Origin of the sequence: Microbacterium memoriense (assembly GCF_025398275.1) — a bacterium.
GTDB classification, from domain to species: Bacteria; Actinomycetota; Actinomycetes; order Actinomycetales; family Microbacteriaceae; genus Microbacterium; species Microbacterium memoriense.
This window is the reverse complement of record NZ_JAODOR010000005.1, coordinates 84,101-96,706: the sequence shown is the minus strand read 5'-3', so window position 1 is coordinate 96,706 and position 12,606 is coordinate 84,101. Positions and strand designations below refer to the sequence as shown.

Sequence of the window (12,606 nt, the reverse complement as noted above, 5' to 3'; positions counted from 1 at the left end):
TGCCGAACCGCATACTTTCGCGCGAGCCGACATCCCACGCGCGCACGGATCTTTGCGGATCGCACGGAGCTCTGCGGCTCGCGCGAATGGCGAGGGGTCAGGCCCAGCGGTAGCGGCCGCCGGCGGCGGCGAACTCCGCGGCGACGGCGGCCCGGAGCTCAGTATCGGCCACGTAATCCACCGCGGCGGAGGCCAGAGCGACCGCCGCGTCGACGAGCGCGTCCAGCGCCGCGGGGAGCACCGTGAGATCGGCGAACGCCGCGTTGTGCGGGAACACTTCGTCGGGCCCGCCGAGCCCGATCGACGGATGGATCGACGGCACGAAGCGGCTCACGTTGCCCATGTCGGTCGAGGGGCCACCCTGCGGCGGCACGACCGGCGGGGGCGGGATCTCCCGGCCGCGCGCTTCGAGCGCCCGCGCCCAGCGCTCGGTCAGGGCGACGTTGGTCTGCAACGGCAGGTACGGCGGAACCGGGTCGACCTCGATTTCGGCACGCGTCCCCGTCGAGAGAGCCGCTCCCTCGAGCACCGCCACGACGCGGTCGGTCAACTCCCTCAGGGTCTTCACCTCGGCCGAGCGCACGTAGAACAGTGCCGCCGCCCGCTCCGGCACGATGTTCGGCGCCGCACCGCCGTCGGTGATGATCCCGTGGATGCGGTCGGTCGGCAGGATGTGCTGGCGCAGTTGCGCGACTCCCTGGTACGCGGTCACCGCGCCATCGAGCGCGTTGCGGCCGAGCCAGGGAGCCCCCGCCGCGTGCGCCGCGCGCCCGTGATAGGTCACCGCGACGCGGCGCACTCCGGTGGTCCGCTGCCCGAGGATCGAGGTGGTCCCCGATCCACTCGAGGGATGGACCATTCCGGCCGCATCGACGTGGTCAAAGCCGCCGGCGCGGATGATGTGTTCTTTGCCGCCGCCGTTCTCTTCGGCGGGGGTGCCGATCAGCGACAGCCGACCGCCCAGGCTCTCCACCACCGGGGCTGCGGCGAGGAAAGCGCCGACCGCGATCCCCGCGATGATGTTGTGTCCACACGCGTGACCGATCCCCGGAAGCGCGTCGTACTCGGCGATGATCGCGAAATGCGGACCGTCGCCGTCTCCGACCGTCGCCCGCAGCGCCGTGTCGAGCCCGAACGCGCCGACCTCGGGAGAGACTCCGTGTGCGTCGAGCAGCGCCGCGATCCGCGCGACCGACGCGTGCTCCTCGAACCCGATTTCGGGCTCGTCGTAGAGCGCGACGGCCAAGGCGCTGAGCTCGGGACGCAGCGCCTCCACCGCACCCGCGAGATCCGTCCCCGCGCTCACAGCTCGACGAGCGCGCCGTCTGCGCGACGCAGCGTCAGCCGGAAACCGGCCGCTGTCCCCTGCTCGACCGCCGTGACACCGTCGCCGAGACCCAGAGCTTCCAGGACCGCGCGGAGCGGCGCGGGATCGGGCTCGACGCGCACGAACGAGACGAGCTCGATCGTCGGGATGTCGCTCGTTCCGGGCTGCGGTGTCGTCCCCCAGTCGATGAGGAACGGCACGTCGAGACGGCGATCCTCCCCTCGGGTCAGCCGCCACTCCAGCAGCACGCCGGCCGGAGTCCGGCGCGACAGGTCGCTCACATCACCCGGGTCGTAGCCGCGCGCACGCGCGCCGGCGACAGTCGCCTCGATGTCGGCCGGATGCACGGAATAGGCCTGGATGCTGGGGGCCTCGAGCGTCGAGATACCGAACGTCGTCGGCAGTTCCGGCTCGGGCCGGGCCGGGTTCGGACCGATCAGCTCGATGTACTGGGGCCCGCGCACGCCGTCGATCGTGAGGGCGACGAGAGCGTTGGCCGTCCCGGTCGGGTGGGCGCCGCCCGGGACGGCGACGACACCGGTGCGTTCGGCGAACCAGTCGATGACGCCCTGCAGGTCGGGGCCGGCGATGACGACGTGGTCGAGAAGAGTGGGAATGCTCATGCGGCATCTCGCTGGCGGGACGGGACTTCGGGCTCTCCGAGCGAGAGCATGAGACGGTTCGCCCAGTTGAAGAAGGCCGCACCATTGATCACGTCGATGATTTCGGCATCGTCCAGGCCCACGTCTCGCAGGCGCGCGATGTCGTCCGACCCGAATGCGAGGGGCGTTTCGGCGAGCGCAACGGATGCCGCACTCACGGCGTTCCAGGTCGCATCGCCGAGATCGGCATCCACTCCTTCATCGAGCAACCGCTGCACGTCGGCTTCGCGACCGGATTCCCGCGTCGCGGCGGCAGCGTGCACCGAGGCGCAGAAGACGCACCCGTTGCTGCGGGACGTCGCTGCGGCGGCCAGCTCGCGCTCGGCGCGGCCGATGCCCCCGCTGACGTTGAAGAAGATGTCGAGGTCGGTGAGGGTGCGGGCGCGGAGCGCCTCGGGATCGCGCGCGAGGAGACGGAAGTACGGCATCTTCGCGCGGGCCGGCTCGATCAGCGCATCGCGCTGGAGGTCGCTGAGGTCATCCTCGGCGACCGGCGCCAGCCACGGTACCCAGCCCAGACCCTGCTGGGTGAAGGCGTCCGGGCGGGCAAGCTCGGGGTATTCGGTGATGAGGTCGGTCATGTCAGGCTCCTTCGCCGATGAGTGCAGGGTCCTGGACAGCGGGCGTCTGCGCGAGGACGCGGAGTCCCCATGCCGCCCGAAGCTGGAAACTGAGGAAAGCGACCAGCTGGGACAGCGAGACGATGTCGTCGGCGCTCCACCCGGCATCCACGAGCGCCCGCAGCGCTTCGGGGCGTGCCTCCCGGGGACGGAAGACCAGCAGGTGCGCGTGCGTGAGCGCGGCCGCGAGGCGCGTGCCGACTCCGGCGTCCGCGGTCCACCGCGTGCCTCCGGTGTTCTCTGACTGCAGCGCCGGCTCCCGGTAGGCGCCGAACGGACCGGTGGCCGCACCGCTGCGCGCGGCATCCGCGATGGCGTCGACGAGCTCGGGTGCTTCGTCGCCGAGCAGGTCGCCGTAGAAGTCGGATGCCGCGGCGAAGCCGTGCACCTGCGCGACGAATGCCGCGATGGCGTACCGCTCCGACAAGGGGAACGTGCCGGCGTCCGCGGGCTCCAGGAGTGCCTCGAAGCTGCGCTGCGCGTTCTCGCGCGCTTGGGCCCGCTGATCGCGGACGGCGCTCAGGGCATCGCCGGGGGCGATGCCGGCGAGCAGGTCGATGATGTCGGCGGTGGCCGCGGTCATGAGCTTCCTTCCGAGGAGGGGGTGAGTGCGAAAGCACGGTGGGCGTGGTGCAGGTCGCGCGCGGCGTCGGAGCCGGTCGCGAACCCGAGGCGGGGAGCCACCTCATCGGCCAGCAACTGCAGCGACCGCAGTGTCATCTCATGCGTCGCGGCGATCGAGTGCACCTGGAATGACACGTCGCTCACGGCGCGCAGCGACTCGTCCGCGCCGAGGGAGGCGACGACCTCGTCCACCGTGCCGACGTGCGTGTCGGTGATGCGGATGAGCGCGTCGATCCCGAGCCCGGTCGTGTCGATGCCGAACATCGTCTCGGCGAGGTGCCGCAGGCCCGCATCCGCCAGCTCGAGCGCGCGTGTGCGATCGCCCTCGTCGACGACGAGTGCGGTCCGCGACGCGAGCACCCGCACGGGAGCCCCGTCGGGGAGCGCCGCGCGATACGCCGCGATGATCGGCAGCTGCAGCTCGTGGAGAGGCGCGTCCGGGGCGTCGGGGGTGCGCGGCTGTGTGCGCGAGAGCAGCAGCCCGTCGCCGTTCTCGCCGGCGCGGCGGCCACCGTCGACCGAGAACGTCGCCTGCCAGATGCGTTCGGCGAGATCGCCGCCGGCGGGATAGATCCGCGACGACGTGCCCCGCACCGCACGACCCGAAAGCGCATCGGTGAAGACCTCGAGGTGGTCGGCATAGATCTCGCGGCGACGGCCGGCGTCTTGCCCGAACGCCGCGAACGACGACGGCGTGCCCCCGGATGCGACGCCGAGCTGCACGCGCCCGCCGCTGAGCTGATCGAGCACGGCGGCATCCTCTGCGGCGCGCAGCGGGTCGTCGATCGGCAACGTGACGACGCCGGTGGCCAGAGCGATCTGCGACGTGCGTTGCGCGGCGGCGGCCAACAGCACGAACGGCGACGGCAGTCCGCCCTCGTCCTCACCGAAGTGGTGCTGCGCCACCCATGCGGAAGCGAAGCCCGAGCGCTCGGCCTGATCGATCTGCTCGAGCGCGAAGCGATAGCGGTCGGCCGCCGGCACCGGCTCGAGTAGTCGGCTGAAGAATCCGAGCCGTGGTCCGGTCATGCGGTCACCTCTGTTTCCGTGAGCCCGGCCCGCAGGGACGCGCCGGGAATGGCAGCCAGCAGCTGCCGCGTGTAGTCGTGTTGCGGGTGGTCGAACACCTGTTGGGCCGCACCGTACTCGACCTGGCGCCCGCGCTGGAGGACCGAGACCGTGTCGGCGATCTGCCGCACGACGGCGAGATCGTGCGAAATGAACACATAGGTCAGGCCGAGCTCGCTCTGCAACCGTGCCAGCAGGCGCAGGATCTGCGCTTGCACCGTGACATCGAGCGCTGAGACGGCTTCGTCGAGGACGACGAGTTCCGGCTCGACGATGAGGGCGCGCGCGATCGCGACCCGCTGCCGCTGCCCTCCGGAGAGTTCGTGCGGGTGGCGGGCGCCGATCTCGGGGGCGAGCGAGACGAGTTCGAGGTGATGAGCGGCCCGCTCGGTCCGGTCGGCGCGATCGCCGATCCCGAAGTTGCGCAGCGGTTCGGTCAGAATGCTCGTGATCGACTGCCGCGGGTCCAGCGAGGCGAACGGGTTCTGATACACCAGCTGCGTCGTCCGGTGGAACGCGCGACGGGACTTCAGCGCCGTCACATCGGTGTCGCCGACGCGGATGACGCCCTGCGCCTCTCGGTTGAATCCGGCGATGCTGCGACCCGTCGTCGTCTTACCGGAGCCGGATTCTCCGACGAGCGCGTGGGTGGTCCCGCGGGCGACGGTGAACGAGACGTCGTCGACCGCGCGCAGCGGCGTACGACCGGGGCGCGCGAACTCCTGCGTGAGGCGAGTGACCTCGACGAGCGGGTGCGCCGCAGCATCCACGACCGGCGGCGTGCGTTCGACGACGCTCGCAAGCGACGGCGCATCGGCGAGGAGCGTCCGCGTGTACTCGGCCTGCGGATGCGTGAGCACCGCAGCGGACGGTCCCGCTTCCTGCACCTGTCCTCCGCGGAGGACGACGATCTGGTCCGAGCGGTCGGCGGCAACGGCGAGGTCGTGCGTGATGAACAGGATGCCGGTACCCGACTCGGCGCGCAGCTCGTCGAGGAGGTCGAGAACCGTCCGCTGCACTGTGACGTCGAGCGCACTCGTGGGCTCGTCGGCGATGATCAGCTCGGGCTCGAGCGCCAGGGCCGCGGCGATCAGCACCCGCTGACGCATTCCGCCGGACAGCTCGTGCGGATACTGGCGCGCCCGCGCTTCGGGATCGTCGATGCCGACGCGATCGAGGAGGTCGATCACGCGGGCGTCGATCTTGCGGCGGTCTTTCCACCCGTGGATGCGGAGGGCTTCACCCACGCTCCAGCCGATCGTCGCGACGGGGTTGAGCGAATTGCCGGGATCCTGCGGGATGAGGGCGATGCAGCGACCGCGGAGGTGCCGCCATCCCTTCTCGGAGAGCCCCACGAGGTCCGTCACTCCGTCGGTGCGTTCGTTCAGCGTGATGCTGCCGCCGGCGATCCGGCCGTTGCCGGCGAGGAGACCGATGACCGACTGCGCGACGGTGGACTTACCCGAACCCGATTCACCCACGAGCGCGGTGACGCTCCCGGCTTCGACCTCGAGGGAGACGCCGCGGACGGCATCGACGAGCCCACGGCGCGTGCGGTACTGCACGGCGAGGTCGCGGACGGACAGCAGCGGCTGGGCGCTCATGCGGCGTCCCCTCCTCGAATGGCCTGACTGAGCCGGTTGGTGGCGAGGACGACGAGCACCACCACGATGCCGGGGAGGACCGTCAGCCACCAGGCGGTGGCGACATAGTTGCGACCCTCGGCGATCAGCAGCCCCCACTCGGGCGTGGGCGGCGGCGCGCCGTAGCCGAGGAAACCGAGCGTCGAGATCTGCAGGATCGCCGAACCGAGTTGCAGCGCAGCCAGTGCGATGACCGGCGTCAGCGAGTTCGGCAGGATGTGGCGCCACAGCACACCGAAGAATGTGCCGCCCGACCCGTAGGCCGCCTCGACGAAGTCCGCGACGCGCACGCTCACCACTCGTGAGCGGGCGAGTCGCGCGAAGACCGCGATCGAGGTCACACCGACGGCGATCGCGGCGCTCGTCGTTCCGAATCCGAGGAGGATCACGACGCTGAGCGAGAGAAGGAGAGCCGGGATCGCGAGGAGCACGTCGACGACCCGCATGAGGACTTCATCGACCGCGCCGCCGACGGCGCCGGCGATGACGCCCATGGCGGTGCCCACGACGAGTCCCACCGCGACCGCGATGAGCGCGCCGAGGATCGACTGCGACGCACCGTAGATGACGCGTGCATACAGGTCACGGCCCGTCGCGTCGGTCCCGAACCAATGCTCGGCGCTCGGTGCTTGCAGCGATGCGGCAACGGTCTCGGTCGGACTCTGCGAGGTGAACAGCGCCGGGAACAAGGCCCACAGCAGGGCGACCAGAATCACGAGGGCCGGCAGGACGAAGCCCCATCGGGCACGGGGCGCGCGTGCCCTCCGGGTGGGCGTGGCCACGTCCGGGGCCGAAGCGAGGGCGGTCATCGGGTGCTCCCCACGGGTGCGGACAGTTCACTGGTCATGGTCAGCTCGCTCGCTTCGGTCGTCGGTGCGTTGCGGGCGCGACGGCCCGGCGTACGCAGTCGCGCATCCAGCACGGGGTAGAGGAGGTCGACGATGAGGTTGATGACGACGAACGCGACGGTCGAGATCACGACGACCGCCAGCAGAACCGGCGTATCGCGGTTCGCGACCGCCTGAGCCGTGAGCTGGCCGATGCCCGGACGAGCGAACACGGTCTCGGTGACGACGGCGCCGCCGACGAGTTCGCCGAAGAGGAGACCCGCCATCGTGAGCGTCGGCAGGAGCGCATTGCGGGCGACGTTGCGCCAGAGCAGCCAGGAGGTCGTTGCGCCGCGGGCACGGACGACCGTGACGAACGGCTGCTCGCGCACTTCGTCGATCGAGCGCATGAGCACTTGCGCCAGCGGGGCGGCGATCGGGATGGCGAGCGTGATGACCGGCAGGATGAGCGCTTGTGCCGGGTCCGCGCCGATAACGGGAACCCAGCCCAGCCGGAAGGAGAAGATCTGGATGAGGATGATGCCGATCCAGAACACCGGCAACGAGACGAAGAACGGCGGCATCCCCCGGAAGACCCGGCGCAACCACCGGCCGGCGCCGTAAGTCGCGGTGAACGCGATCACGACGGCGAGGAAGACCGCGAGCACGAGACCCAAGACAGCCAGAACGAGGGTCGACGGCAGCGCTGTGGCGATGAGCTCCGACACCGCGGCCCCGTTGGCGACCGAGTAGCCGAAGTCTCCGTGGAGGAACCCCCAGATCGAGAGGAAGTACTGCACGACCAGCGGCTCATCGGCTCCGAGCGACTCACGGATCGCCTGGATCTGCGCATCGGTGAGACCGAGGTCCGGGCTCGCGTAGCGGGCGATGATCGCGTCTCCCGGGAGCGCGGCCAACAGCACGTAGGCAACCGTGTAGGCCAGGGCCAGCACGAGGACCGCCTGACCGATGCGGCGCAGTACGTAGGTCATGTCGCTTCTCTCACGAAGATAGGGACGGCGTCGCCCGGGACCGACGGATCGGTCCCGGGCGACGAGGGTGTCAGCCGACCAGCCAGGTCGAGTAGAAGGACGGGCGTCCGACCGACTCGGTGGAGAATCCGTGGACCTTGTCGGTGAGGCCGAACACCTGCGGCTCCTCGAAGATCGGCAGGATGTAGGCATTCTCGGCGAGGTACTGCTGTGCCGCGGCGGATGCCGCCTGACGCGCCTCCGTCGTGGACTCCGAGGCGATCGCCTGCAGCAGCGTGTCGAGTTCCTGGTCGCCGACCGATCCGTCGGCCTTGGTGAAGTTGACCAGGGTGTTGCGGTTCTTCGAGAAGTACTGGGACTTCAGAACGTCGAAGTCGGCGCGGCCGACCATCGAGTGGTACACCTGGACGGTGTTCTGGTCGGCGGAGGCGGCCGTCTGTGCGGCCATGTCGCCGGCATAGAGCTCCACCGTGACACCGAGCCTCGCGAGCTGCTCCTGGATCAGGGTCACCACCTCTTTCGAGCGAGGCTGCGGGAGTGCTTCGTTGAAGGTCAGCGACAGGATTTCGCCGTCCTTCTCACGCAGTCCGTCGGCGTTCAGCGTCCAGCCGGCCTCATCGAGGAGGTCCGCCGCCTTCTCCGGGTCGTACTCGTAGAACTCGGAGGTGTCGATGTAGCCGAGCGCCGTCGTCGCGAGTGCACCGGTGGCCAGCGGGTAGCTGTCGGTGAAGAGCGTGTCGACGATCTGCTGACGATCGATCCCGGCGATGAGCGCCTGACGCACCGTGAGGTCCGAGAGCCGCGGCTCGCGGAAGCGGAAGCTGAGCCCGTTGTTGACACCGTTGGTCGCGGCGGCGTGCAACGAGAGTCCGGATGCGGCGAACTGCGCCTCATCGGGGGCCTGGATACCGCGGGCGATGTCGGCCTGGCGGGCGACGACCGTGCCGACGCGGACGCTGTCTTCGCCGGCGACGATGTACTCGATGCCCTCGAGGTATGCCGCGCCCTGGTGCTCCAGCGACGGCGGAGCCCAGTCGTAGTCTTCGCGTGCCGTGAGGCTCGTGGACGTTCCGAGCTCTTCCTTCGAGATCACGAACGGTCCGCTACCGATGATGTCCACCGCGTTGCCGGGACCGAACTCCTCGCTCGTCCGGTCGAGCGTGGCATCCGACAGCAGGCCGGAGTTGATGGTCGACACAGCCTGGCCGAAGCCCGGCGACGGGGCGGTGAAGACGAAGGAGACGGTGTCCTCGTCGACGACGGTGCCGTGGTCGTAGTTGTTGATCGCCTCCGAAACGGGGAGAGCGCGGGCGGTGTCCCCCTTGCCGAAGAGGTCGAAGTTCTTCACGACGTTCTCCGGCGTCAGCGGTGTGCCGTCGGAGTAGGTGACGTCGGTGCGCAGATCGAAGGTGTACTCGGTCGCATCGTCGTTGACCGTGTAGGCGGTCGCGATCCACGGCTCGAGCTCGAGCGTCTCGGGGTTCTGGTACAGCAAACGGTCGGTGATGTTGTTCACGATGCCGCCGTTGGGGTAGAAACCGGCCGACGGCGAGTACAGCGTGTTCCAGGTCTGCGGCTCGAGATACGTGAGCGTACCGCCCTGCTGCGGTTCACCGCCGGCATCCGTGGATGCGGGCGTGCCCGCACCGGACGAGCAGCCGACGACGAGGGCACCGATGGCAGCGGTCGATGCCGCAGCGAGGATCACGCGGGAAATTCGGGACATGGGAGCTCCTTGAGCCAGAGCACATCTGGGTGATGTGCGGTGAAGGGAGCCCCAGCCCATCACAGAGATCCCGCCCTCGGCGATTCGCCCTTCACACGCCGTAAAGAACGTGCCCGCGGGGTGTGATCCCGGCGGATCGCACGTGGCTGCGCAGGACGTCAGCCGCGCGCCGCGGGCTGACCCTCGGCCGCGAAGCGCGGGCGACGTCCCCTGGGGTGGTGTAGTTCTTGGCCGGGTTGTCTTCGTCGTAGACGTTGGTGAGCCATCGTGCGATGGTCAGTGAGAACCGATCAAAGTCACTCACAGAAAGACATACGCTGTGGGCTAGTGCTGTGCAGCACCGCCCGTGACGATCCCAAACCCGCACGCCGCAGCTCTACAACTGGCCGGCCGATCATTCGCACGCGTCAAAGCGTGAGATGCGGGCGACGATCCAAGATGTAGACGAAAGGCTCAGGCGGTCAGGCGGGGACCGACCTAAGCTCGCGATCGAGCGGCAAACCTTGGTCGCAGGACGAGAGATGACGTGAAAGCCAGAATCGCCTCCGGGCTGGTCGGCCTCACGATGGTCGCAGTCGCAGTCTTCAGTGCATACCCGGCGCAAGCATCCACGAGCGCAAGCGTCGTTGGTGGAGCGTCGAGCGCTTCGCAGCTGACCATCGTTCCCTTCCGCGAACCGACACCGGCATGCGGCGACCAGGTGCAGCTAGTGCGCAACGGAACCCAGATTCGTGCGGTTGGCGTTGGCGTCACGGTATTTCCACCCAGCTATCCGTACGGACTGATTAACGTGTACGGACCGAACGGGTCGCTGTTGGCCCAGGGGAATGCCTCAAATAGTGGCGGTGCTAACGTCCCGTTCACTGCCGTCTCGACGGGCAAGTCAACTTACCGAGTTGTTCTCAGCAACCCGGCCAATACGTACAGCTACTGTGCGGGCTACTACTCCAAATAACATGGAGGGCTACCACCCGCCAACGTATCCGCTCCTTGAGGCGCGATTTCATCGTTCCGAGAACGACACTGTGCGGTGGCTATATGGCTGGAACGGCCCAGTCACTGAGGCTGCCCGGGATGTCACCCTGGCAGCCTCAGCCCCGGCGGGACGTGCGTTGGTAACGTCGGGTCTATGGGTGGATGAGCGGGACGCCCAACTATCCGCACTCATGGCTGCGAATTCGCTGGAGCGGGCGCAATTGCTCTCGAACTCCGGTATCGATGCGGCTATGAATGACATGCTTTGGTTACCAGCGCCGCTCACAATCAACGGTGAATCTGCGCAAATCGTGATGGGGCAGATCGGCGAATGCACAGTTGCATACGCAATCGATACTCCGGCACAGTTTGCCGCCGCGTGGGCAAAAGGCAGCGAGCTCGAATCGCTCAGCACGATCGACGCGACCGGCTACCTCATCAATCCGCTAGAAATGCATTCCTATCCGTCGCTCAACAAGCAGACAACGAGAGTGATGTCAGTCGTCGATTTCTACTAGTTGATGTGGTGCCAGTGAGGAACTTTGATCCCAAGTCGAGGCGCGCTTGGGTTTCGTTGAAGCCGACCGATTGGCGCGCTTAGTTATGAGCTAGTGCTGTGCAGCTCCGGCAGTGACGATCCCCAGACCCGCTCGCCGCGGCGACGTCCCCTGGGGTGGTGTAGTTCTTGGCCGGGTTGTCTTCGTCGTAGACGTTGGTGAGCCATCGTGCGATGGTCAGTGAGAACCGATCAAAGTCACTCACAGAAAGACATACGCACGATGGCTCTCGACCAGTCTGCCCTCCTCGAGCTTCTCGGGGAACTGAAACTCACCGATGTCACCGACCGGATCCGGGTCGCGACCGAAACGCTCTACCAGGAGCTGATCGATGCGGAAGCGGCCGCGTTCATCGGCGCCGCTCCGTTCGAACGCACGCCAGCGCGGACGACTCAACGCAACGGCACCCGCCCGAGGACGCTCACCACGACGACCGGGGATCTGGAGTTGCGGATCCCGAAGATGCGGCAGGGGACGTTCTTCCCGTCGCTTCTCGAGCGCCGTCGTCGGGTCGACCAGGCCCTGTTCGCGGTTGTGATGGAGGCGTACGTTCACGGCGTCTCGACCCGCAAGGTCGATAACCTGGTGAAAGCGCTTGGCGCGGACACCGGGATCTCGAAATCGGAGGTGTCGCGGATCTGCGCGAACCTTGACGAGGACGTGGCCGCGTTCCGCGACCGACCCCTGGCGGACACCACCTACCCGTATGTGTTCCTTGACGCGACCTACTGCAAAGCGAGGGTCGGCCGGCGGGTCGTGTCTCAAGCTGTCGTCGTCGCGATCGGTGTCGCCGCTGACGGGCGCCGGGAAGTCCTCGGGTTCGAGGTCGGAGACACCGAATCACAACCGTTTTGGACTACGTTCCTCCGCAGCCTGAAGGCGCGCGGGCTGGGCGGGGTGAAGCTCGTGATCAGCGATGCCCACACCGGCCTGATCGCGGCGATCGACCCGGTGTTCCAGGGCTCCAGTTGGCAGCGTTGCCGGGTGCACTTCATGCGCAACGTGCTCTCGACCGTTCCGAAGGCGACCGGCCCGATGGTCGCGTCGATCATCCGCACGATCTTCGCCCAACCCGACACCGAGCACGTCTTCACCCAGTTCCATGAAGTCGTGCGGATGCTCACAAGGTCGCATCCCAAGGTCGCCGAGATGCTCGAAGACGCGCAGAACGACATCCTCGCGTTCTGCGAGTTCCCGGTGGCGCATTGGCGACAGATCTGGTCCACGAACCCGCTCGAGCGGGTTAACAAGGAGATCAAACGCCGCACCGACGTCGTTGGCACATTCCCCAACCCCGCCGCGCTGCTCCGCCTCGCCGGGCACGTCCTGATCGAGCAACACGACGAATGGGACGGCGCCGACCGACGCTACTTCAGCGAGCACTCCATGAAGCTCCTGAACACCACAGAAGAGGAGGTCGCGATCCCAGAACTAGCGGCGTAATCACACACAGCTGAACTCGCACGGTGTTGAAAAACTCCACCACTCAGCGGGACGTCACCCGAAGCGCGGCCGAAAGGCGGTGCGCCAACCCTCCTCGGTCGGTGCCGTTTCGACATGAGAAAACCCTCATCGCCGTCGGTTT

11 protein-coding genes are annotated in these 12,606 nt (G+C 67.8%); 2 read left to right on the top strand and 9 right to left on the bottom strand.

Annotated elements, in window-relative coordinates:
• Positions 1-97: 97 nt before the first annotated feature.
• From N4R40_RS05230 to N4R40_RS05190, 9 genes are all read right to left on the bottom strand, one after another.
• Positions 98-1,306 carry an amidohydrolase gene (locus N4R40_RS05230; RefSeq protein ID WP_261606315.1) on the bottom strand — a complete coding sequence of 403 codons (1,209 nt, stop codon included), beginning with the start codon at positions 1,304-1,306 and terminating at the stop codon, positions 98-100.
• Positions 1,303-1,950, bottom strand: a complete 648-nt coding sequence (locus tag N4R40_RS05225; RefSeq protein WP_261606314.1) for a VOC family protein — start codon at positions 1,948-1,950, stop codon at positions 1,303-1,305. The genes N4R40_RS05230 and N4R40_RS05225 overlap by 4 nt, the downstream gene beginning before the upstream one ends.
• Positions 1,947-2,570 carry an alkylhydroperoxidase domain protein gene (locus N4R40_RS05220; protein ID WP_261606313.1) on the bottom strand — a complete coding sequence of 208 codons (624 nt, stop codon included), beginning with the start codon at positions 2,568-2,570 and terminating at the stop codon, positions 1,947-1,949. The genes N4R40_RS05225 and N4R40_RS05220 overlap by 4 nt, the downstream gene beginning before the upstream one ends.
• Position 2,571: 1 nt before the next feature.
• The gene (locus tag N4R40_RS05215) at positions 2,572-3,192 is read right to left on the bottom strand and encodes a CMD domain protein (RefSeq protein WP_261606312.1); all 621 of its coding nucleotides are present in this window, start codon (positions 3,190-3,192) and stop codon (positions 2,572-2,574) included.
• On the bottom strand, positions 3,189-4,262 hold the full coding sequence (locus N4R40_RS05210; protein WP_261606311.1) for a putative FMN-dependent luciferase-like monooxygenase: 1,074 nt from the start codon (positions 4,260-4,262) through the stop codon (positions 3,189-3,191). The genes N4R40_RS05215 and N4R40_RS05210 overlap by 4 nt, the downstream gene beginning before the upstream one ends.
• Positions 4,259-5,905, bottom strand: a complete 1,647-nt coding sequence (locus N4R40_RS05205; protein ID WP_261606310.1) for a dipeptide ABC transporter ATP-binding protein — start codon at positions 5,903-5,905, stop codon at positions 4,259-4,261. The genes N4R40_RS05210 and N4R40_RS05205 overlap by 4 nt, the downstream gene beginning before the upstream one ends.
• Positions 5,902-6,753 carry an ABC transporter permease gene (locus tag N4R40_RS05200; protein ID WP_261606309.1) on the bottom strand — a complete coding sequence of 284 codons (852 nt, stop codon included), beginning with the start codon at positions 6,751-6,753 and terminating at the stop codon, positions 5,902-5,904. The genes N4R40_RS05205 and N4R40_RS05200 overlap by 4 nt, the downstream gene beginning before the upstream one ends.
• Entirely contained in the window at positions 6,750-7,763 is a 1,014-nt protein-coding gene (locus tag N4R40_RS05195) for an ABC transporter permease (protein WP_261606308.1), read from the bottom strand. Before N4R40_RS05195 ends, N4R40_RS05200 begins: the two co-directional genes overlap by 4 nt.
• 70 nt (positions 7,764-7,833) lie before the next feature.
• The gene (locus N4R40_RS05190) at positions 7,834-9,489 is read right to left on the bottom strand and encodes a TIGR04028 family ABC transporter substrate-binding protein (protein ID WP_261606307.1); all 1,656 of its coding nucleotides are present in this window, start codon (positions 9,487-9,489) and stop codon (positions 7,834-7,836) included.
• Positions 9,490-10,622: 1,133 nt separating this feature from the next.
• Here N4R40_RS05190 and N4R40_RS05185 point away from each other — a divergent pair.
• Both N4R40_RS05185 and N4R40_RS05180 read left to right on the top strand, forming a co-directional pair.
• Positions 10,623-10,982, top strand: a complete 360-nt coding sequence (locus N4R40_RS05185; protein WP_261606306.1) for a hypothetical protein — start codon at positions 10,623-10,625, stop codon at positions 10,980-10,982.
• A gap of 261 nt (positions 10,983-11,243) precedes the next feature.
• On the top strand, positions 11,244-12,464 hold the full coding sequence (locus N4R40_RS05180; protein ID WP_261606305.1) for an IS256 family transposase: 1,221 nt from the start codon (positions 11,244-11,246) through the stop codon (positions 12,462-12,464).
• Positions 12,465-12,606: the final 142 nt, after the last annotated feature.